We start from the raw sequence: 20,792 nt of genomic DNA, 5'->3' as shown, positions 1-20,792 counted from the left end.
ATTATTAGCCTTATAGCCGGTCAGTACATAATATTTTTGTGATTTTATATTTTTTTAAATGAGGTTAATACATTACGGGTATATTTATATGAGGACACGGTACTACATTTCCCACAATCATCTTTATAAACGATCTGGCAAACTTTCACGGCAAATGGTACAATACTTAAGAATGTATAAGTCATATTGAAACATTCAAGCAGATTCACTCACTTCAACAGATATCGTTTTTGTATCAGGCGGTGATGTTGGGGAGTATGACCGAATGCAATTGACATACTTTTTACAATATGAGGAGGCTAACCATGACTGACCAGAACCAAGCGATTCAAAAGGATGAAAACTCCACGATCGACAATTTGTCCATCACAACTATTCGTACGTTGGCAATTGACGCCATCGAGAAAGCAAACTCGGGACATCCTGGTATGCCGATGGGCTCCGCGCCAATGGGATACCAACTTTTTGCTAAAACGATGAATCATAATCCCGATCAACCTACATGGGTTAACCGTGACCGTTTTGTATTGTCTGCAGGACACGGTTCCATGTTGCTATACAGCCTTCTGCACCTGAGCGGCTATGATCTTCCTATGGAAGAACTGAAACAATTCCGTCAATGGGGTAGCCTTACACCGGGCCACCCTGAGTTTGGCCACACTGCTGGTGTAGATGCTACAACCGGTCCTCTGGGACAAGGTCTCGCAATGTCCGTAGGTATGGCAATGGCTGAAGCTCAACTGGGCGCAACATATAATAAGGACGAATTTAAAGTTGTAGATCACTTCACGTATGCAATCTGCGGCGATGGCGATCTGATGGAGGGTATTTCCCACGAGGCTGCCTCGCTGGCTGGTCGCTTACAACTGGGCAAGCTGATTGTATTGTTTGATTCCAATGATATTACACTGGACGGCAAGCTTAATCTGTCCTCTTCCGAGAGTGTTGCCAAACGCTTTGAAGCTTACAACTGGCAAGTACTGCGCGTAGAAGATGGTAACGACCTTCCAGCCATCCAAAAAGCCATTGAAGAAGCGCAAGGCGACTCGACACGTCCTACGCTGATTGAAGTGAAAACTGTCATCGGCTACGGAAGCCCGAACAAACAAGGTAAAGGCGGACACGGCGGTACTCATGGTTCCCCGCTGGGATCAGAAGAAGCCAAGCTGACTAAAGAATTCTACAAATGGGTATACGAAGAGGACTTCCACGTACCACAAGAGGTTCGCGAGCATTTTGCTAAAGTAAAAGAGCGCGGTATCGCAGCGAACAAAGCATGGGATGAACAGTTCGCCAAATACAAAGCAGCTCACCCTGATTTGGCAGCTCAGTTCGAAACAGCTGTAAACGGCGATCTCCCAGAAGGATGGGATCGTGACCTTCCGAAGTACACGACTGAAGACAAAGCCGTTTCGACTCGTGTAGCTTCTGGTAATGCTCTGAATGGATTAGCTCCAAACGTACCTTTCCTAACAGGCGGATCTGCCGATCTGGAGAGCTCCACGATGACACATTTGAACAACCTGACGAACTTTACGCCAGAAGACTACGCCGGTCGTAACATCTATTTCGGTATCCGCGAATTTGGTATGGCTGCTGCGATGAACGGTATGGCGTTGCACCAAGGTGTAAAAGTATTCGGCGGTACATTCTTCGTATTTACAGACTATCTGCGTCCAGCTGTTCGTCTGGCAGCTCTGATGGGATTGCCTGTAACCTACGTTCTGACTCACGACAGTATTGCTGTAGGTGAAGATGGTCCGACTCATGAGCCGATCGAGCAATTGGCTTCCCTGCGTATTATCCCGAACTTGACAGTAATTCGTCCAGCGGACGGTAATGAAACTTCTGCTGCTTGGGCTTACACGCTGGAAAACAAGAAAAACCCGGTTGCTCTGGTATTAACTCGTCAAAACCTGCCAATCCTGGCTGCTAGTGCTGAGCATGCACGCGAAGGTATCAAACGCGGTGCTTATGTGGTTGCAGATGCAACAGATGGCAAACCAGTTGCTCAAATTCTAGCTACAGGCTCCGAAGTGCAATTGGCTGTTAAAGCTCAGGAAGCACTGGCAGAACAAGGTATTCAAGTACGTGTTATCAGCTTCCCAAGCTGGGATCTGTTCGAAAAACAAGACAAAGCATACAAAGATTCCGTTCTGCTGCCAGAAGTGAAAGCTCGTTTGGCTGTAGAAATGGCATATCCACTGGGCTGGGAAAAATATGTTGGCGACCAAGGCGACATTCTCGGTATCAGTACATTCGGCGCATCCGCACCTGGCGATCGCGTGATTAAGGAATACGGCTTTACAGTAGAGAATGTTGTTAGCCGTGTGAAAGCTTTGTTGAAATAAAACATTGGAGCATCTAAAACAGACAGTCGTAACCTGAGTAAGGCTTACGGCTGTTTGTTTCATACAGTTGATGTTTTGCGAAAAGATCACTTTGGAATTCCAGTGTATTGTATACGTGATACAGTGTGTATTTTCATACTGAAGCTGGAATCAAATCTATGTTATGATGCACCAATATTCATTCAACCATTGAGAGCAGATGAGGGGATAACGAATGACACAGTTTGATGGAGTAAGCGTAGTTAAAAAAGCAAACGTTTATTACGATGGTCAGGTTACAAGCCGTACAGTCATCCTGGGTGACGGTAGTAAGGTTACACTGGGGATTATGCTGCCAGGAACGTACGAGTTCGGCACGGATTCCCGTGAGATTATGGAGATTTTGGCAGGGGATCTGAGAGTGTTACTTCCAGGTACTGAGGAATGGCTGGAAATACAAGGGACAGCAACCTTTCACGTACCTGCAAAGTCTTCCTTCAAGCTGGAAGTACGAAGTGTAACTGATTATTGCTGTTCTTATCCCGAATAGTAAGCTAAAACGGGTAAGCACACTCAGCCTTCAAGCTAAGTGTGCTTACCCTAAAGCTATGCCATATGTACACAAGCACAGCAGTATAGTTACACAGAAAGGTACAGCTTATTCGAGAGGTTGACCACCAATGGTGCGGCCAATCCATGCTTCGTATGTCTTCACGACAGCGGATAGGTCCTCGTCGCCGTAGCCTTGCGTTTGCCCGGCTTGAAATAGGCTTTTGGCAATGGATAACATAGGTGCGGGGATGGACAGGCTGTCTGTTAGTGAGGAAGCAAGCTTCAAGTCCTTAAGCATCAAGGCAAGTGAGAACTGGTTGCTAAAATCATGCTCAATGATTTTGCGCCCTTTCAGGTCAGCGGCCTTGCTGCCTGCCGATCCGAGTTGTACCAATTCAAGGAAGCTGTCTGCCGGGATGCCGGATTTAGCCGCGATAGCAAAGCCTTCAGCCAGAGCGAGGTTATGAATACCGACCATCGTATTATGAGCGAGCTTGGCTACGGCCCCGCTTCCATTAGGTCCCATATGAAGTACCTTTTTGCCCAGGGTATCAAAAACATCTGATTGTGCCGCAATGGCTTCTGCATTACCACCAACCATGAACACGAGTGTGCCGTCTACAGCGGCAGGCTTACTGCCTGTTACGGGAGCATCAATGAAGGAACAGCCCAGCTTGTCCGCTTCGGCGGCTAGTTGTTTGACCAGCTCAGGTGAAATCGTGCTGTTGTCCATCACGGTCATGCCAGCCGTAAGGCCGGCAAACACACCGTCTTCGCCGTAATAGATGTCACGAATGGAATGATCATCACTGACCATGGTAATGACCAAGTGCTGACCTTCAGCTGCTTCACGAGGGGTTGAAGCTGTACGTGCGCCTTGCTCTTCCAGTGGCTCGCAGCGCGAAGCGGTGCGATTATAAACTGTGACTCCGAATCCCTGCTTTAGCAGATTGGATGCCATCGGGGCGCCCATGGTGCCCAGTCCGATAAATCCGATGTTTTTCATTGCTAATCACCTTTCTTGTTGGAAGTTGCCGTCCGATGCAGATGCGAGTCGGCCCTGAATTGAATATTGAAACAGGTTGATCTCAGTTAATTGTAGCATGGGCATGCTACCCTATCTACAGGAGGGGCTGTCAAGCACAGGATACATAGGTAACGCAAGCTTGTCAGGCCCAGCAAATTAAAGTATCCTATTCCTAAGTCCTTATGTTCGTATTCATGGTCTTAGTAATACCAAACAGGAGGTTCCAAACATGTCTAAAAAAGTTATTTTTGATTACACTAAAGCTCTCTCCTTTGTAGGTCAGCACGAAATTGATTATTTTGCAGAGCCTATCAAGCTGGCTCATGAGCAACTGCACAACCAAACCGGTGTAGGTTCCGATTTCTTAGGTTGGATCGACCTGCCTACCAATTATGATAAAGAAGAGTTTGCGCGCATCCAAAAGGCTGCTGCTAAAATTCAAAGCGATTCCGAAGTACTGATCGTAATCGGTATCGGCGGTTCTTACCTTGGAGCACGTGCTGCGATCGAAATGCTGTCGCATTCTTTCTACAATGCACTGCCTAAAGATCAACGCAAGGGCCCAGCTATCTATTTTGCAGGCAACAACATCAGCTCTACATATGTGAATCATCTGTTGGAACTGATTGAAGGTAAAGACTTCTCTGTGAACGTCATTTCCAAATCAGGTACGACAACAGAGCCAGCTATCGCATTCCGCGTATTCCGTGCAGCTCTGGAGAAAAAATACGGTAAAGAAGAAGCGCGCAAACGTATTTATGCAACGACCGATAAAGAACGTGGCGCTTTGAAAAAACTGGCTAACGAAGAAGGCTACGAATCTTTCATTATTCCTGATGATGTGGGTGGTCGTTACTCTGTGCTGACAGCAGTAGGCTTGTTGCCGATTGCTACTGCAGGCATTAACATCGAAGAAATGATGCAGGGGGCGGCAGACGCTTCCAAAGAATACAGCAACCCGAATGTAGCTGAGAACGAGGCTTATCAATATGCAGCCGTTCGTAACGCTTTGTACCGCAAAGGTAAAGCAATTGAAATTCTCGTAAACTATGAGCCGTCTCTTCATTTTGTATCCGAGTGGTGGAAACAGTTGTACGGAGAAAGCGAAGGCAAGGATTACAAAGGCATTTATCCTGCTTCTGTTGATTTCTCGACAGACCTGCACTCCATGGGACAATTCATTCAGGAAGGCAGCCGCAATATTTTCGAAACGGTAATCCAAGTAGAAAATGTACCTAGTCACATCACCATCGAAGCAGATGAGGATGATCTGGACGGACTGAATTTCCTGGCAGGCAAAACTGTGGATTTTGTAAATAAAAAAGCATTCCAAGGTACATTGCTGGCTCACACAGACGGACAAGTACCGAACTTGATTGTAAATATTCCTGACTTAAGCCCTTACTCTTTCGGCTATCTTGCTTATTTCTTCGAAAAAGCTTGCGGCATCAGCGGCTACCTGTTGGGTGTAAATCCGTTCGATCAACCGGGCGTAGAAGCTTACAAGAAGAACATGTTTGCGCTGCTCGGTAAACCAGGCTTCGAAAAAGAAAAAGCTGAGCTTGAAGCGAGATTGTCTGAATAAGAGTGCTGTAATCTCTGATGCGAAACAGGATTTCGGTCAGAAGTGTTATAGTGTATAGCAGCAATTAAAGTACAGGAAAGCAGTTCACCAGCTGCCAGTAGCGGGGGACTGCTTTCTTGTAAAATGAAGTAAGGAAGGTTATACGTGTATGTTGGAACAATACCGAACCGTACGCGGTGCCGGCAACAAGGAAATTGTGATCCGAAAATCCCGTTTTATCGGCCATATTCAGCCTGTTCAAACTGAGGAAGAAGCAGTTGCTTTCATAGAGCGCATCAAAAAAGAGCATTGGAACGCTACCCATAATTGTTCTGCTTACATGATTGGGGAAAGAGACGAAATCCAAAAGCAATCGGATGACGGAGAACCGAGTGGTACGGCTGGAAAGCCTATTTTGGAGGTGATCCGCAACCAAAAGCTGAAAAATGTCGCTATTGTTGTTACCCGTTACTTTGGTGGGATTTTGTTGGGAGCAGGCGGTCTGATTCGCGCGTATTCAGATGGTGCTGTTGCAGCAATCGAGGCAGGGGATGCAATTACACGTGTGCTGCATCGTGAAGTTTTTGTAGAATTGGATTATACCTGGTTGGGCAAAGTGGAAAATGAATTACGCAATCGCAGCATCCGTACTGGAGAAACAATGTTTACGGATAAAGTTACCTTAACCTGTCTGCCGCTGGCTGGTGATGCGGAATCCTTCAGCAACTGGATAACAGACTTGACGCAGGGGCAATCGCTTGTGTCGGAGGGAGAGCAGCTTTACTTTATTGAAGGGGAATAAATAATATGGCTAGAAGAGCAGTAGAACAGGAGTTGTCAAGAGGGCGGATTCTGGAAGCGGCTAGGCACTTGTTTATTACCAAGGGCTACCGTGCGATTTCAATGCGCAGCATTGGCCAGCATCTGGGGTACAGTCATGGTTCGTTATATTATCATTTTAAAGAGAAGGCTGAACTGTTCTATGCTATTGTGATTGAAGATTTTAATACATTGCGTGGGATTCTACTGCAAGCAGCAACAGGTACGCCTGATAATGGCTTGAGCAGGCTGGAGTACTTGATGCTGGAATTTATCCGTTTTGGTTTGGAAAATCCATATCAGTACGAAATTATGTTTATGATGCACGATGAAGAACTATTTGCATACTGTCGCACAGAGCAAAACCGTTGTGTGGAACTATTTGCGTCCATGATCCGTCAAGAATTGAGTGGTCTGGGGCATTCGGAGGAAGATTGCTCAAGGGTACCGAAAAGCCTGTTTTTATCCATGCATGGCTTTGTATCCTTTTATATTCAGGACGGTTTAACATTTGAAGAAATTAGGCCCGCTGCTTTAGCACATGTAAAGCTGCTGTGCAGACACCTATGAGCGTACCTGCATTCACACGCTTCACCCATGAACATGTAGGGCGCTTTTCTAGGTGTATGCACTTCATGACGGTGACTTATCATTACGGTACTTTGCGAAAGCGACTAAGAATTTAACAGACGATGATGCATCCAGTAGGAAAACATCATGGTCTGTTTTTTTACCCGTTTCCGTCAGCCCTTCATGATTTTCACATGGTATTGACGTCTGCGTGGTCCGTCGAATTCACAAAAATAAAGTCCCTGCCATCGTCCGAGCAACAGCTTTCCATCATGGATGATGATCGTTTGTGAGGGGCCTGTCGTGATGGATTTTAGGTGGGACGCTGTATTTCCCTCCATATGGCGATATTGGGGATGCTCCCACGGATAGACTTCATCTAGTCTTAACATCACATCATGTTTGACATCTGGGTCTGCATTTTCATTAATGGCGATGCCGGCTGTCGTGTGTGGACAATAAACAAGTGCGGTTCCTTGTTGCACCCCGCTTTTTTCGATCAATGAAGCAACCTCTCGTGTAATATCACGAATTTCATCTCGCCGTGTAGTGGATAATTCTAAAGTATGCAACAATAACTCCATCTCCTTTCTTCCTAATACTTTACCCTTTTAATTCCTAATATAATATATAGAGTTGACGAAAATTACTTTCCTTTGATAAAGTATCACATAAGAAAAAACATAGTATATGCATTGGAATAATTAAATGATTTTAAATGAGGTACGTGCTTTGCGGTAAGCAAGGCTGCTGCTGTTCCTGAACAGGTCCAGAAGCGGAAAGGAAGTGTACGGATATGCATGTGGAAGTAAGAGGATTAAACAAGCATTTCGGTAATTTTCATGCAGTAAAGGACGTATCTTTTGATATTCAGGCGGGCCATCTTATTGGCTTACTCGGTCCAAGTGGTGGGGGGAAAACCTCCATTCTTCGCATTTTGGCGGGTCTGGAGCAACCGGATGCGGGAGAAATTCATTTTCATGGAAAAAGGGTAAACGAGCTGTCCCCGCAGGAACGTGGAATCGGATTTGTATTTCAAAACTATGCTTTGTTCAAGCACATGAGCGTCTACGACAATATTGCCTTTGGTCTGAAAGTGAAAAAAAGCTCCAAAACCCGTATCAAGGAACGGGTCACGGAGTTGGTCGAACTAACGGGGCTCAAAGGATTTGAGCATCGTTATCCGCATCAGTTGTCAGGTGGACAGCGACAGCGAGTTGCTTTTGCGCGTGCTTTGGCACCAGAGCCTCAATTGCTGCTGTTGGATGAGCCTTTTGCAGCTATTGATGCCAAGATTCGTCAGGAGCTGCGCACCTGGCTGCGAGAGTTGATTGAGCGGGTGGGCATTACTTCAATTTTTGTCACCCATGATCAGGATGAGGCGATTGAAGTAGCGGATGAAATTATGGTGATTAATCAGGGACGACTGGAGCAGAAGGGAACGCCTTGGGATATTTATAAAAAACCGGGTACCCCGTTCGTGGCTTCCTTCATTGGGGAATCTACGGTGATTGAACAGGCAGGCAGTCTCAAAGGCTTCGAAGAAGCTGCTGGAGTGGGAACACGTGCCTTGATCCGTCCGGAGTATATTGATGTCGGGCCAAGCGAGGAATTTACGCTTCTGTCGGCGACCGAGGAAGGCGTAGTGAAGCATTTGCATTTTCGTGGAAGTGAGTGGATGGTTGAAGTACAAGTTGGGGACCATCGTCTCATGACGTACCGTTCGCTGGAGAAGTCTACGCTGGAACCTGGTCAGCAGGTGCGAGTGTTGGTGCATCGAGCCTATCTATATAATGACCAGTCCAGCTGGATGGTGGAAAACCGCCTGAAGGAAGATCCCATGCCTATCATCATTTAAAAATCAGGCTTTTGCAAAATTCTCAAATATATATGATCACGCTTGGGGGGATGTCTAGCCTGATTTCACGGCTTTGGGCATGCTCCTTTTGGCGTTGGACGCTGGAAGGATTTACGCAGATGATTTACGTAGAATCGGTCTGTTCGTTATAATAGTAGTAAAAAGACCCAAATAGATAGGAGTTAAACCATGAATCGGCTTATTTTTCTTGGCACGGGGGATGCAATGGGGGTTCCGCGTGTATATTGTGATTGTCTCGTATGCACAGAAGCTCGCACGACAGGGGCGAACATAAGATTGAGATCGTCTGTGCTGATCGAAAGCGAGACGGAGGACTTTATGATTGATTGTGGCCCGGACTGGCGCAGACAGCTAGAATTACGCGATCTGCGTTTTATCCCTACGATCCTTGTGACACATGCACATTTTGACCATATTGGAGGATTACCAGAATGGGCAGATGCCTGTCGCTGGACTGGGAACAGAGGTCGATTGTACGCGCCACAGGAAGTGATCGACACGATCTTGCGGCAATTTTCCTGGCTCTCTGGAAATTTGGATCTTATTCCAGTAGATCAGGGAGCCCAACTTGGCGGGTGGAATATCCGGGGATGGCGTGTGAATCACGGGAAGAACGGATATGCCTACGCTTATCGCCTGGAAAAGGACGGCTTCTCGTGGGCCTACTGTTCGGATTCGATTGGATTAAATGAGGCGGAAATTCTGCCTTTGCACAATCTGAATTTGCTCGTCCTGGGAACGAGTTTTTATCATGAGGAGGCCGAGTATGCCACCCGCTCTGTATATGACATGCTGGAGGCACAGGAGCTTATAGGAAGGCTTAAGCCCCAAAGCACAGTGTTTACACATATGTCCCATGATGTGGATGTCACACGCAATTATGGGCTTCTGGAAGGGATTAGTTTGGCACACACCGGCATGAGTTTGCCGTTAGAATAAAGGTGCATTTTACCTTTACATCGTTCGACTGATACGTAGAAGGGCGGAGATTCCTTCTTTGATTTGTAGCTCGTTGGCGTATGAATAGGACAGTCGTACATGCGTTTTACCCTCTGCGCCGATGGGATCAAATACATTGCCGGGGACAAAGGATACAGATTCTTGTACACTTTTGGCAAGTAATTCATTAGGTTTCAACGTAGAAGGCAGCTGGAGCCACAGGTTGAGTCCTCCCGCTGGGCTGGTCCATGTCCAACCGGAATCGCGGAGACTGTCTTCCATCGTTTCCTTACGAATCTGGAGCGCGATACATAGTTTTTTAATATGCTGCTGCATACGTGGAGATTGAAAGTATTCTAAAAATAGCTTTTGATTCAGCAGTGGCGATCCATTGTCCACCAACGCTTTGACGTTGAGCAGGCTGTTCATGAGCTGTGGTCGGCAGGTCACGGCTGCGATTCGTAGACCGGGTGCGACATATTTACTGTAACTTCGAATGTAGACGACGCTTCCCGAAACATCATAGGCGAAAATCGGAGAAGGAGGCTTTTGCCCAAAGCTGATGTCATAGGTGCTGTCATCCTCAACAATGAGGCAGCCGTAGCGCTCGGCTAGTTCAGGCAGTCGTTTGCGTTGCTCATCGGGGACCGTAAAGCCCGTCGGGTTGTGGAATGTCGGATTCATATAAAAGAGACGTGGTTTTTCCGTTTTCATGCACCACTCAATCTGGTCCATATCATATCCTTCTGGTCGAATATCGGTCATGGTCAGACGTGCGCCTTGTCTGCGGAATATTTCCATGGCAGGACCATAAGCAGGGCGTTCGATCAATACACGGTCTCCTGTATGGAGCAGAGATCGGGCAATTAAATCAATGGCTTGCTGTGCTCCCGAGGTAATCATCACTTCATCCGGTGATAAAGCAAAATGCTTATCCACGCTAAAATGCTGCGCCATGGCCTCCCGAAGCTCGGTATCACCCTGTACAGCGGAATAGGTGGCTGCTACTTTCGGATGCTTTTCAAAAACCTGCATCATCAGCTCTCCCCAAAATCGGTTGGGCAGGAGAGAGGGGTCAATCAGCGCTTTGGAAAACTGGAAATTCGCATTCACTGATTGAACGCGGGTAAGTCCATCCATTCCTCTCCAGGCTGAAACTGACGGATCATCTGCCGCATGGGCAGATTTGGAGTGAATCGTGAGGTCTATGGACGTATGTCTCGAGTAGCCAGCATATTTTGCATGTCCAGTCGCTTGGGAAGCATGAACGTAATATCCTGATTTGTCCCTTACATAGACCAGTCCTCGTTGCTTCAACTCCTGATATGCCCGGAAAACAGTTAGCCGATGTACACCCAGCTCCTGAGCCAAGCTTCGTACGGACGGCAGCTTCATGTCTGTTTGCCAATCCCCGCGATCGATCCGCACAGTTACATAATGGATAACCTGCTCATACAGCTTTAAGGCATGATCGGCTGGAAAAAGTAGTTCGCTGTTGTTCTTACCCATGCTATCCACGCTCCTTTGTGTGTATTGTACTATATAGCACTTCAAAAACGTATACAACTGTTCTGTAGTTATACAACTGTTCTGTTCGTCTCCCTGTATGCTTAAAAGCAACTGAAGGGAGAGGGACGTATCATGATTGGGATCGCGTTTACAGTAATGTGTCTTATTTTTGGCACAACGTTTTTGGCCATAAAAGTGGGAGTGGAAGCCGGGCTTCCGCCGTTTTTATCGGCAGGGGTACGTTTTTTCGCCGCAGGTGCGATATTATTTATTGCTATGAAGCTGACCGGAAAGGTGAAATGGTCGTTATTATGGCGTAAGGAAATGTTGCTGATTGGAGCAGGAACGACCTTCGGTACCTTTTCGGCCTTGTATTGGGCAGAGCAATATGTCAGCTCCGGGATCGGAGCTATTCTGTCAGCTACTGGGCCGATGATGATCGTCATTTTGCAATCTGTACTGCTACGGCAAAAAACGTCACGGATTACGGTCGTTGGCTGCATGATCAGCTTTCTTGGTGTGGTGCTGGTTGTGCTGCCCGGATTGGCGGTTCAGATCAGTGGTCTGTGGCTGGCGGGATGCCTTGTTATTTTGCTGGGGGAGCTGTGTTATTCAGGGGGAGCTCTTTATTCCAAGCGAGTGATGGATGTATTTCGTGAAACGAACCCGATTGCCCTGAATGCGGCGCAAATGATCCATGGGGGATGGATGCTGCTGTTACTGTCTGCGATCACGGAACCGTGGAGTTCTGAGGGGTGGCAGTACCTTCCTGCCATGGGGTCTTTACTCTATCTGATCCTGTTTGGTTCGATGATTGCACATACACTGTTCTACTGGCTCATGGAGCGTACAAATCCCCTGTTTCCGACGACGTGGCTGTATATATCACCGCCGATTGCGGTGGGCTTGGGAGCGTTGTTGTATGGAGAGCATGTAAGCTGGTGGATGCTGGTTGGGGTGCTGCTCATTGTGACCGGACTAATCCTTATGAACAATGGAATTATCCGTTTGGTGAACAGGCGTAAGTTACGTTCTGCTGCCTGATATTTTATAGCGGTCAGGTTATTATATGATCTGACAGAAAAGGCCTCCAAACTGTCGTATGTTACTGATCATGCGACAGTTTGGAGGCTTTGTTGTTGTATTACTTTATTTAAGAATTATGGGAGCAGGCACTTTTTGCTTATTCAACATTGAGTACGAATTTGTCGATGGCGTGCTTAACACCATCTTCGTTATTGCTGCGAGTGATGTAATCAGCCAGCTTCTTCAAATCAGGAATGGCATTCTCCATCGCTATGCCGAGACCAGCGCATTCAAGCATTTCATGGTCGTTCCAAGAGTCGCCGATGGCAATCGTTTCCGACAGTTCACAGCCAAAATGGTTTGCAAGGAAGGTAAGCGCGTGACCCTTGGTGCCTTCATGGTGCATAATTTCCAGAAAGTGAGGCTTGGATTTTGTAATGTGAACTTCATTGCCAAGCAGTACGCGAAGTTCAGGAATTAATTCATCCAACACTTCCGGCTCGTCGATAATCAGCAATTTAGGAGCCGGCTGCTCTATAACTTTACTGAATACAGGCTCTACAAAATATTCCGTGTTGTTCAGCTCCGTGTAATCTTTGATTTTCTGATTATCTTCACGTGTGTACAATTTGTCATCAATATACGTTTGTAGATGCAGATTGCGTTCCACGCAGAATTCATACAGACGACGTGCAGCCACGAGTGGAACATAACGCTCATACAGCACGTTTTCGTCCAGCAGGTTTTTAACCAAAGCTCCTTGATACGTAATGATCGGCACGTTCAAACCAGTCTGGCGAGCAATTTTGTGTGCAGAGGCATAAGCTCGTCCAGTAGCGAGGGTAACCACCACACCTTTCGCTACAGCAGCTTCTAATGCCTGTTGTGTCGCTGGTGTAACTTCTTTTTGGTCGTTAATGAGTGTATCATCAATATCAATGGCAATTAATTTATACATATCGGTATTCTCTCCTTTATCTCTATCATGGGGCAATGCTAAAATTGTATCTTATAATATTCAAAATGACAATATCGCAAGGAAAAGGGGACGGCTCCTATAAGAGCCTGTCCCCTTATAACCACTGAAGTATTGGTTTGAAACGATGGGAAAAAGTAACGGTTAGTCTTCCAAAAATACAAGTCCAACAAAATCGTCCAACTCAATATTACCAAAATAGTGCTTCAAATCGAGAGAGGATAAGGCTTGACGTACCTCACCTTCATCATAACGCTTGCCGCGCAGGATGTTTTCAATATCAGCAACGTCACCCACACCGAAGAAATCCCCATAGATTTTAATATCACGGAGGTAGCCTTCCTTAAGATCCATGCGGATATCAATAATACCGACTGGAAATTTACGTGTGTGCTTGATATTGCTCTCGGGGGATAGACCGTAGTTCCAATCCCACGATTGGTAGCGTTCTTTGGATATTTCATGGATTTTGGCCCAATCGGTATCGGTGAGCTTATATTGAGGTACTTGATCCAATTCTGATTCGAATATGAAACGCAACAGTTCCTCGCGAAATTGCTCTATGGTCATCTCACGGTCCATCAGTTCGCTGATGTTAGCTACGCGACTGCGGACAGATTTAGTGCTTTTGGATTTGAATTTTTCGGGATTGGCATGCAGTGATGCAGCCACATTGTCCAGATTCAGGTTAAACATCAATGTACCGTGGCTGAACATACGTCCGCGTGTGGCAAATTGGGCGTTTCCTGAAATTTTACGTTCTCCGACCTGCAGATCGTTGCGGCCTGTCATTTCAGCTTCTACTCCCATTTGGCGCAGAGCATCAATCACAGGTTGCGTAAATTTAAGGAAATTATGAAAGGACTCCCCGTTATCCTTGGTAATAAAACTGAAATTTAAATTACCGAGGTCATGATATACAGCACCGCCGCCGGACAGGCGACGAACGACTTGAATATTGTTATCTCTGACAAACTCGGCGTTGATTTCTTCAATGGTATTTTGATGCTTGCCTATAATAATAGAAGGCTGATTAATGTAAAACAGCAAATAGCTGTCGTCCAGCGGTAGATGCTTGAGCGCGTATTCCTCAATAGCAAGATTAATGGCTGGATCGTGTATCCCCTGGTTGTCGATGAACAGCATGTCCATTCCTCCGTATATAAACTGTGTAATTTTATGTGTGCCTCCTTCTATTGTAACCCAAGTGAGCCATGTACAAAAGCTCATTTGCATTGACGGGACGCAAAAAGCAGCCTCATAATGGAGCTAAATGATTGGAAACGGGCGGAAAGGATGAGAGGCAATGATAGAGGTTTACGGTCATGGCGGGGACAGGGAAACAGCTGCGGCGACATTTGGCGGGACTGCTGCTGATTTTGTAGATTTTAGTGCAAATATTAATCCGCTTGGTCCACCGCCTGAGGTGCTTGAGGCGCTGCAACACTCATTTGACACTGTGATTCGCTATCCAGACCCTGGGCATCGGAATTTTAAAAATATGCTCGCACGGCGACTGCATGTTCCACCGGAGTCGTTAAGTATCGGAAACGGAGCGGCTGAGAGCATGGCGCTCTTGTTATTGGGACTAGCTCCTAAGCGTGTGGGTACAGTGGAGCCGTGTTTTTCGGAATATGCCGAGCTGGCTGGCAAATTCGGAGCCGAGGTCAACCGGGTGTATGGGAAGGCCTCGCTTCAATGGAAGGCGGACGTGGAGGACATCCTTCAGCTCATGGAGCAGGTAGATGTTTTGTTCCTCGGGCAGCCGAATAATCCAAACGGTGTGCAGTATGGTGAGCAAGAGCTGTGCGAGCTGGCAGAGGCGGCTGGCACAACGGGGACCGTGCTGGTGGTGGATGAAGCATTCATTGATTTTATTCCGCTGGAACGGCGAATCTCACTGCTGCCTGTGCTGGATCGCTATCCTCATGTGATTTTGATCCGGTCAATGACCAAATTTTATGCCATTCCTGGCCTACGATTGGGTTATGCGATTGCTCATCCGGACTATATCCGGCGAATGACGGCCAAACAGGTGACCTGGAGTGTGAATGGATTGGCGTTGCTGGCTGGCGAGGCGTGTTTGAGAAGTGGGCAAGCATATGAGCACCAAACACAGGAGCTGATTGCTGCGGAGCGCAACCGTCTGTTAACCGCCTTGGCGGAATGGGGCTGCGGTGTCGTTCCCGGTGAAGCCAATTACGTGCTGGCAAGGGCGCCGGGTACGTGGAGTGCATCGGCTATTCAGCAGGCGCTTGGACAACGCGGAGTTCTTATACGTAGCTGTGCTATGTATCCGGGACTGACGACGAGCCATTTTCGGATTGCGGTCAAGGATGCAGAAGCCAACGACAGGCTGCTATCTGTATTGGGTGAAGTGCTGGAGGAGGAACAGCGGCGTGACAGTTAGCTTGATTATCCTGGCAGCCTACCTTTTGGACAGGATGATCGGTGATCCGAGGTGGTTGCCGCATCCAGTCATCGGTATGGGACATGCCATTTCGGCATTGGAAAAATTGATTCGCCGCCAGGTCCGAAGTGACCGGGGGCTGAAACGTGCGGGTATACTGCTTCCACTCATTGTGGCGGGAGGCTCCTTTGCGCTCGCCTGGGCGCTGTTGCAATTGCTTGCCTGGATTCATCCGTGGTTATCTGTCGGCGCAGAAATAGTGCTGATTGCGACCACGATTGCTTCCAAAGGACTAAAGGATGCAGGAATGGCAGTCTACCGAGCGTTGCAGGCGGATGACCTGGCTGCGGCACGGCGGGAGCTGGGCATGATAGTCGGGCGGGATACGCAGCAACTTGATGAGCCTGAGATTGTACGCGGTACGGTTGAAACGGTCGCTGAAAATATCGTGGACGCGATTATTTCCCCGCTTTTTTATGCCTTGATCGGGGGAGCACCCTTGGCGCTGGCTTATCGTGCTGTGAATACGCTCGATTCCATGGTTGGCTACAAAAATGAAAAGTATCTGCATTTAGGCTGGGCTTCAGCACGTCTAGATGATGTGGCTAACTACATTCCAGCACGCCTGACAGCGGCAATGCTTGTGATAGCGGCGTGGATGTACAAACGAGATGCTGCAAGAAGCTGGCGCACAGTCAAGCGAGACGCTCGTCTGCACCCAAGTCCGAACAGTGGCTTCCCGGAATCGGCTGTTGCTGGTGCATTGGGGATTCGTCTTGGAGGATATAATGTGTATCATGGCGTGCGCTCCTTTCGTGCATACATGGGGGATTGGATACGACCGCTAGAGTCGAAAGATATACGGCATACGATCCAGCTGATGTTCGCCGTGTCCAGTATGTTTGTAGGATTGTGTTTGTTAGGAGCCGCAGGTTGTTTTGCCTTGGGATGGGTGCGGTGAGGGTGAGGAGTGACACACTGAATAATGATCGAGCAGGAAGTGACATTTCTTGAAACAAGATATAGCAGCAAAAAGGACAGTAGAATACGCACAAAGACCGAACTCACAGGAGGATAAGGTGCCGTATGATGCTAAAGAAGATCTGCATTGGGATATGGAGCTCGTGTTAGTTCGTCACGGCACAACCTTATGGAACAAGGAACGTCGATATCTGGGACACTCCGACTTAGGTTTGCTACCGGGGGCAGAGCAGGAATTAAAGCCTTTGCAGGAAAAATTGCAAGGTCAGTCCTTTGCTCGAATCTATTGCAGCGACTTAATGCGATGTCGCCAGACCTTGCAGATCATTGTGCCGGAATCAGAGTTGACGTCTGGGCGTTCCCTATCTACTATGCCTCCTATGATGGAACCATGTCTGCGAGAGCTTCATTTTGGCGAGTGGGATGGAAAAACGTATGACATGCTCAAGGATGTGTCGTTGTATCGGGCTTGGATTGATGAGCCGCAACGGATCACCCCACCTGGTGGAGAGTCTTGGACAGATTTTGTAAATCGTCTGCGCAAATTTCTTGACTCTCTGTATGAATGGCGTGTTGCTATGGAAGTTCAACCCATGGATTTGACTGCTACGTCGCCCTCTGTTTTGGTCGTTACGCATGGTGGCGTAATTCGTCAGCTAGCTTGCATGCTGATACCGGGCCATGATTTTTGGAGTCTGAATCCGAAGCCGGGAGAAGCATTAAGGATTCAATTGAGGCTGGCAGGACCGCACAATTACATAGCGGAAATGCTTCCTCATTAGGTTAGACACCAGCGGATAAAGAGGCTGTTTGGGTTGTAAGCCGCCTCATTTTAACCTATAATCATCAAGTAAAAGAACGGCTTGACTACCACTACATCAAATATCCAGCAGACGAGGTCGGCGCAGCGTGATGAAACTATGGTTTCCCTCCCTGCGCTGTTAAAAGGGAAGTCGGTGTGAATCCGGCGCGGTCCCGCCACTGTAAATGGAAACATGCCCGTTAGTCCTCTTTATATGTTACTAAGCATATGAAAGAATTTCAGGACATGTATTTTACCATAAGTCAGGATACCTGCCCGTCCGCCTGTCACCATAATCCTTCGAGGAAAGGATGACGTGTTCGCAGTGACTGTCCATGCGGAAAGAAGCTGCCGCCTGCGCACGATCTGCGCTAACGTGACCCCTGTGTCCTGATATGAGGATGCGGGGGTTTTTGATAGGAAAAGAAGGCTAGATTTAGAAGATATCTGATGATGTTCAAGTAACGCTCTTAACGATTTATTTATGAAGGGGTGCAAATCATGGCAGGAAAAAAAATAAAGGTGTGGACAACAGGTCTATTGGCTCTGATTTTGGCAGTTGTGCTGAGTGCATGTGGCGCTAATGGAAAAAATGCAGAAAATAAAGAGGGTCAGGCTTCTTCACAGCAGCCGGGACAGGCAGTAAACGCACAAGAGCCTCCGGGCAAAACGGTTTACCCGCTCACAGTTAAAGATGCAACAGGACAGGAATTTACATTCAAAAAAGCGCCGGATAAAATCGTTTCCGTCTCCCCGGCAGAAACCGAGGCGTTGTTCGCCATTGGGCTGGATAAGGAAATTGTCGGCGTCTCCGACTACTCTGATTACCCGGAAGCAGCTACGAAAAAGCCTAAAGTGGGCGGTATTATGAAACCGAACGAAGAGGCGATCATTGCTGCGAACCCGGAAGTCGTTTTTGCAGGGATATCACTTAGTGAACAGGCTACGACCAAGCTGCGCGACATGGGAATTATGATTTTTAAAACGGAACCGAAGACAGTGGAAGATGTCATGGCTAACATCGAATTGTATGGGAAAATCACCGATCATCAGAGAGAAGCAAGAGCGGTGACTGACAAGATGAGAGCAGATGTAGCAGAAGTAAAAGAAGGAATTAAAAATATCGGTAAAGGGCAGAAGCTGCGGGTATACGTCGAGTTTTCACCAGGCTGGACAGTGGGTAAAGGCGAGTTTATGGACGAGCTGATTACGTTGGCGGGCGGCGAAAATGTAGGTGCCACGCAGAAGGGGTGGTACCAAATCAGTGAGGAAAATATTATTGCTGCGAACCCTGACGTGATTTTGTACAGCAAAAGTGTCAAGGACGACAAAACGGGCCAGACGCTCGGTGATATCATTAAAGCTCGCAGTGGATGGGATCAAATATCGGCTGTTCGCCACAACCGGGTGTTTGCCGTGGATGATAATTTGATCAGTCGTCCGGGTCCACGCGTAACGGAAGGTCTCAAGGAAGTGGCCAAGGGCGTGTATCCTGAAATTTTCAAATGAACCGTAAACTGATCGGCTTTGGAGGGACAGGTCTTGTCCTGCTGTTGCTGACGCTGCTGCTCTGTCTTGGCATCGGCTCGGCCAAGCTTCCGGTCAGCCAAATCACGGGCATTCTGGTTAACCACCTACCGTGGTTAGGCGATACGTTTACACCGGATTGGAATACATCCTCAGAGCAGATTATTTTGAAGGTCAGATTGCCACGAGTGTTACTGGGAATGTTGGTAGGAGCAGCGCTGGCGCTGGCGGGAGCCGGATTTCAGGGTGTGCTGCGTAATCCTTTGGCTGATCCGTATACACTGGGGGTATCCTCGGGGGCTTCGGTAGGAGCGGCAGTACTGATTTATTGGGGCCTTCAATTTTCATTTGTTGGCATATGGACGCTGCCGCTAGTGGCATTTACGACCGGAATGCTTACGCTGTGGATGGTGCTGACGTTGGCACGGGAAGGTGGGAAAATTCCGACACAAAGTCTCATTTTGTCGGGTGTGGTGATGCAATCCTTTCTGGGAGCGGTTGTTTCCTTTCTGACAGCCATGTCGAAGGAGACGGTCAATGAAATATTGTACTGGACGATGGGAAGTCTTAGTCTGCGCGGTTGGTCATATACAGGAATCCTTTTACCTTATGTGGTCATAGGGCTGGTATTTCTATGGAACCGGGCACGTGTGCTGAATATTTTGGCTTTGGGTGAACGTCAGGCGGCGCACATGGGAGTTCATGTAGATGCGACGAAGCTATCTGTTCTGATTATTTCCACGCTGCTGACAGCAGCCGCTGTCTCGGTGTGTGGCGTGATTGGCTTTGTTGGACTCGTTGTACCGCATATCATTCGTCTGGTGACAGGTCCTGATTACCGTATGATTGTTCCATTATCTGCGCTCGGCGGAGCTGTTTTTATGGCTTGGGCAGATACGGCGGCTCGCACATTGTTAGCCCCCACAGAAATTCCTCTGGGCGTGATGACGGCCTTTGTTGGGGCACCGTTCTTCGCATATCTCCTGTACCGAAACAAGAAGCTGCGCAGGGGGGGACTGCTGTGACAGAACAAAGTGAATCACAGAAGGTGCGTGATCGGGCATTAGAGGTAGTGGGTCTGACACGTGCCTATGGAGAGTTCCATGCTTTAAAAAATATAAGCTGGAGCGTCGACGAAGGAACTTGGTGGGGGATTATTGGTCCGAACGGCAGTGGAAAATCGACCTTGTTGCATTTGCTTTCCGGTGTAGATCAGCCAACTTCGGGAAACGTTCATATCTATGGCAAAAAGGTCGGTAGCTACAGCAGGAAAGAGCTTTCCCGACTCATAGCCGTACTCCAACAGGAAGGGCTTCCTCCCGTGGGATACACCGTCAGGGAAGTCGTAGAAATGGGACGTTTTCCCCATCAGGACTGGCTAGGCAGGGAAAAGGGTGTTGATGTGGAGGCGATCGCGGATCGCGTGCTGGAGCGATTGGGTCTTACCACGCTGGCGGACAGAGCATTAGACCGTTTGAGTGGGGGACAGCGACAGCGTGTAGCTTTGGCAAAAGTAATGGTGCAGGAGCCACGAATATTGCTGCTGGACGAGCCTACGACCTATCTGGACTTGCGCTATCAGCTTGAATTTATGGAACTGCTGGCAGATTGGCGCCAAGAAACGGGTGTGACGATCATTGCGGTCTTGCATGATCTTAACTTGACAGCCCAATTTTGCGAAGATTTGCTTGTACTCAAGGATGGAATGGTTGAAGGATTGGGAGCTTCATCGAAGTTATTAACTGAGGATCGGATTCGACGAGTATACGGTGTTGAGCCTGTGATGCTTCCGCATCCTGATAGCGGTGTGCCGCAGCTCTTGCTGCGCAGGAGCGCTTCGGATACAGCAGATTAAATAAACGATGAAACACACTTAAAAAG

19 protein-coding genes and 1 riboswitch are annotated in these 20,792 nt (G+C 47.8%); of the genes, 14 read left to right on the top strand and 5 right to left on the bottom strand.

What is annotated here, in order from left to right:
• The first annotated feature begins 305 nt into the window (after positions 1 to 305).
• Positions 306 to 2,351 (top strand): transketolase, encoded by a 2,046-nt coding sequence (gene tkt / locus JOD82_RS15440; RefSeq protein ID WP_029516375.1) that lies wholly within the window; start codon positions 306 to 308, stop codon positions 2,349 to 2,351.
• A 214-nt stretch (positions 2,352 to 2,565) separates the two neighbouring features.
• Positions 2,566 to 2,880: a pyrimidine/purine nucleoside phosphorylase gene (gene ppnP, locus JOD82_RS15435; RefSeq protein ID WP_013309288.1), complete on the top strand. Its 315-nt coding sequence runs from the start codon at positions 2,566 to 2,568 to the stop codon at positions 2,878 to 2,880.
• Between the two features lie 108 nt (positions 2,881 to 2,988).
• Here ppnP and JOD82_RS15430 read toward each other — a convergent pair whose 3' ends face one another.
• Positions 2,989 to 3,888: an NAD(P)-dependent oxidoreductase gene (locus JOD82_RS15430; RefSeq protein ID WP_029516376.1), complete on the bottom strand. Its 900-nt coding sequence runs from the start codon at positions 3,886 to 3,888 to the stop codon at positions 2,989 to 2,991.
• A gap of 250 nt (positions 3,889 to 4,138) precedes the next feature.
• On the opposite strand from JOD82_RS15430, the gene JOD82_RS15425 reads away from it, so the two are divergent.
• The 3 genes from JOD82_RS15425 (at position 4,139) to JOD82_RS15415 (ending at position 6,862) form a co-directional block, all read left to right on the top strand.
• On the top strand, positions 4,139 to 5,494 hold the full coding sequence (locus tag JOD82_RS15425; protein ID WP_013369975.1) for a glucose-6-phosphate isomerase: 1,356 nt from the start codon (positions 4,139 to 4,141) through the stop codon (positions 5,492 to 5,494).
• Positions 5,495 to 5,642: 148 nt separating this feature from the next.
• Positions 5,643 to 6,275 carry a YigZ family protein gene (locus JOD82_RS15420; protein WP_029516377.1) on the top strand — a complete coding sequence of 211 codons (633 nt, stop codon included), beginning with the start codon at positions 5,643 to 5,645 and terminating at the stop codon, positions 6,273 to 6,275.
• 5 nt (positions 6,276 to 6,280) lie between these two features.
• Positions 6,281 to 6,862, top strand: a complete 582-nt coding sequence (locus JOD82_RS15415) for a TetR/AcrR family transcriptional regulator (RefSeq protein WP_069012425.1) — start codon at positions 6,281 to 6,283, stop codon at positions 6,860 to 6,862.
• Positions 6,863 to 7,035: 173 nt separating this feature from the next.
• Here the strand turns inward: JOD82_RS15415 and JOD82_RS15410 are convergent, their stop codons facing one another.
• The gene (locus tag JOD82_RS15410; RefSeq protein ID WP_029516379.1) at positions 7,036 to 7,437 is read right to left on the bottom strand and encodes a secondary thiamine-phosphate synthase enzyme YjbQ; all 402 of its coding nucleotides are present in this window, start codon (positions 7,435 to 7,437) and stop codon (positions 7,036 to 7,038) included.
• A 221-nt stretch (positions 7,438 to 7,658) separates the two neighbouring features.
• On the opposite strand from JOD82_RS15410, the gene JOD82_RS15405 reads away from it, so the two are divergent.
• The gene (locus JOD82_RS15405) at positions 7,659 to 8,720 is read left to right on the top strand and encodes a sulfate/molybdate ABC transporter ATP-binding protein (protein WP_029516380.1); all 1,062 of its coding nucleotides are present in this window, start codon (positions 7,659 to 7,661) and stop codon (positions 8,718 to 8,720) included.
• Between the two features lie 189 nt (positions 8,721 to 8,909).
• A complete protein-coding gene (locus tag JOD82_RS15400; protein WP_029516381.1) occupies positions 8,910 to 9,680 on the top strand; it encodes an MBL fold metallo-hydrolase in 771 nt (256 codons plus the stop codon).
• A gap of 15 nt (positions 9,681 to 9,695) precedes the next feature.
• On the opposite strand, the gene JOD82_RS15395 is transcribed toward JOD82_RS15400, so the two are convergent.
• The gene (locus JOD82_RS15395; protein ID WP_069012424.1) at positions 9,696 to 11,189 is read right to left on the bottom strand and encodes an aminotransferase-like domain-containing protein; all 1,494 of its coding nucleotides are present in this window, start codon (positions 11,187 to 11,189) and stop codon (positions 9,696 to 9,698) included.
• A gap of 132 nt (positions 11,190 to 11,321) precedes the next feature.
• Here JOD82_RS15395 and JOD82_RS15390 point away from each other — a divergent pair, with 132 nt between their 5' ends.
• Entirely contained in the window at positions 11,322 to 12,233 is a 912-nt protein-coding gene (locus tag JOD82_RS15390) for a DMT family transporter (protein ID WP_029516383.1), read from the top strand.
• 139 nt (positions 12,234 to 12,372) lie between these two features.
• Here JOD82_RS15390 and JOD82_RS15385 read toward each other — a convergent pair whose 3' ends face one another.
• Positions 12,373 to 13,173, bottom strand: a complete 801-nt coding sequence (locus JOD82_RS15385) for a Cof-type HAD-IIB family hydrolase (RefSeq protein ID WP_029516384.1) — start codon at positions 13,171 to 13,173, stop codon at positions 12,373 to 12,375.
• A gap of 162 nt (positions 13,174 to 13,335) precedes the next feature.
• Positions 13,336 to 14,337, bottom strand: a complete 1,002-nt coding sequence (gene lplA / locus JOD82_RS15380) for a lipoate--protein ligase (protein ID WP_069012426.1) — start codon at positions 14,335 to 14,337, stop codon at positions 13,336 to 13,338.
• A 160-nt stretch (positions 14,338 to 14,497) separates the two neighbouring features.
• On the opposite strand from lplA, the gene cobD reads away from it, so the two are divergent.
• The 6 genes from cobD (at position 14,498) to JOD82_RS15350 (ending at position 20,766) form a co-directional block, all read left to right on the top strand.
• Positions 14,498 to 15,601, top strand: coding sequence for a threonine-phosphate decarboxylase CobD (cobD, locus tag JOD82_RS15375; RefSeq protein WP_069012423.1), 1,104 nt, complete (start codon positions 14,498 to 14,500; stop codon positions 15,599 to 15,601).
• Positions 15,591 to 16,562, top strand: coding sequence for an adenosylcobinamide-phosphate synthase CbiB (cbiB, locus tag JOD82_RS15370; protein ID WP_069012422.1), 972 nt, complete (start codon positions 15,591 to 15,593; stop codon positions 16,560 to 16,562). Before cobD ends, cbiB begins: the two co-directional genes overlap by 11 nt.
• A 49-nt stretch (positions 16,563 to 16,611) precedes the next feature.
• A complete protein-coding gene (locus tag JOD82_RS15365) occupies positions 16,612 to 17,364 on the top strand; it encodes a histidine phosphatase family protein (protein WP_029516388.1) in 753 nt (250 codons plus the stop codon).
• Positions 17,365 to 17,486: 122 nt separating this feature from the next.
• Positions 17,487 to 17,678, top strand: a riboswitch (cobalamin riboswitch).
• 207 nt (positions 17,679 to 17,885) lie between these two features.
• Positions 17,886 to 18,893 carry an ABC transporter substrate-binding protein gene (locus JOD82_RS15360; RefSeq protein WP_029516389.1) on the top strand — a complete coding sequence of 336 codons (1,008 nt, stop codon included), beginning with the start codon at positions 17,886 to 17,888 and terminating at the stop codon, positions 18,891 to 18,893.
• Entirely contained in the window at positions 18,890 to 19,936 is a 1,047-nt protein-coding gene (locus JOD82_RS15355; RefSeq protein ID WP_029516390.1) for a FecCD family ABC transporter permease, read from the top strand. Before JOD82_RS15360 ends, JOD82_RS15355 begins: the two co-directional genes overlap by 4 nt.
• Positions 19,933 to 20,766: an ABC transporter ATP-binding protein gene (locus JOD82_RS15350; protein WP_029516391.1), complete on the top strand. Its 834-nt coding sequence runs from the start codon at positions 19,933 to 19,935 to the stop codon at positions 20,764 to 20,766. Before JOD82_RS15355 ends, JOD82_RS15350 begins: the two co-directional genes overlap by 4 nt.
• Positions 20,767 to 20,792: the final 26 nt, after the last annotated feature.

Origin of the sequence: Paenibacillus sp. 1182 (assembly GCF_017833915.1) — a bacterium.
In the GTDB taxonomy this organism is placed as follows: Bacteria; Bacillota; Bacilli; order Paenibacillales; family Paenibacillaceae; genus Paenibacillus; species Paenibacillus polymyxa_D.
The sequence above is the reverse complement of the archived record's forward strand: the minus strand, read 5'-3'. Positions and strand labels throughout refer to the sequence as shown.

Excerpts from the sequence above, each read along its gene's own strand:
- cobD (WP_069012423.1), top strand. The coding sequence starts at position 14,498 with ATGATAGAGGTTTACGGTCATGGCGGGGACAGGGAAACAGCTGCGGCG.
- JOD82_RS15355 (WP_029516390.1), top strand. The coding sequence starts at position 18,890 with ATGAACCGTAAACTGATCGGCTTTGGAGGGACAGGTCTTGTCCTGCTG.
- JOD82_RS15390 (WP_029516383.1), top strand. The coding sequence starts at position 11,322 with ATGATTGGGATCGCGTTTACAGTAATGTGTCTTATTTTTGGCACAACG.
- JOD82_RS15385 (WP_029516384.1), bottom strand. The coding sequence starts at position 13,173 with ATGTATAAATTAATTGCCATTGATATTGATGATACACTCATTAACGAC.
- ppnP (WP_013309288.1), top strand. The coding sequence starts at position 2,566 with ATGACACAGTTTGATGGAGTAAGCGTAGTTAAAAAAGCAAACGTTTAT.
- lplA (WP_069012426.1), bottom strand. The coding sequence starts at position 14,337 with ATGCTGTTCATCGACAACCAGGGGATACACGATCCAGCCATTAATCTT.
- JOD82_RS15425 (WP_013369975.1), top strand. The coding sequence starts at position 4,139 with ATGTCTAAAAAAGTTATTTTTGATTACACTAAAGCTCTCTCCTTTGTA.
- JOD82_RS15420 (WP_029516377.1), top strand. The coding sequence starts at position 5,643 with ATGTTGGAACAATACCGAACCGTACGCGGTGCCGGCAACAAGGAAATT.
- JOD82_RS15430 (WP_029516376.1), bottom strand. The coding sequence starts at position 3,888 with ATGAAAAACATCGGATTTATCGGACTGGGCACCATGGGCGCCCCGATG.
- JOD82_RS15360 (WP_029516389.1), top strand. The coding sequence starts at position 17,886 with ATGGCAGGAAAAAAAATAAAGGTGTGGACAACAGGTCTATTGGCTCTG.
- JOD82_RS15405 (WP_029516380.1), top strand. The coding sequence starts at position 7,659 with ATGCATGTGGAAGTAAGAGGATTAAACAAGCATTTCGGTAATTTTCAT.
- JOD82_RS15395 (WP_069012424.1), bottom strand. The coding sequence starts at position 11,189 with ATGGGTAAGAACAACAGCGAACTACTTTTTCCAGCCGATCATGCCTTA.
- JOD82_RS15400 (WP_029516381.1), top strand. The coding sequence starts at position 8,910 with ATGAATCGGCTTATTTTTCTTGGCACGGGGGATGCAATGGGGGTTCCG.
- tkt (WP_029516375.1), top strand. The coding sequence starts at position 306 with ATGACTGACCAGAACCAAGCGATTCAAAAGGATGAAAACTCCACGATC.
- JOD82_RS15415 (WP_069012425.1), top strand. The coding sequence starts at position 6,281 with ATGGCTAGAAGAGCAGTAGAACAGGAGTTGTCAAGAGGGCGGATTCTG.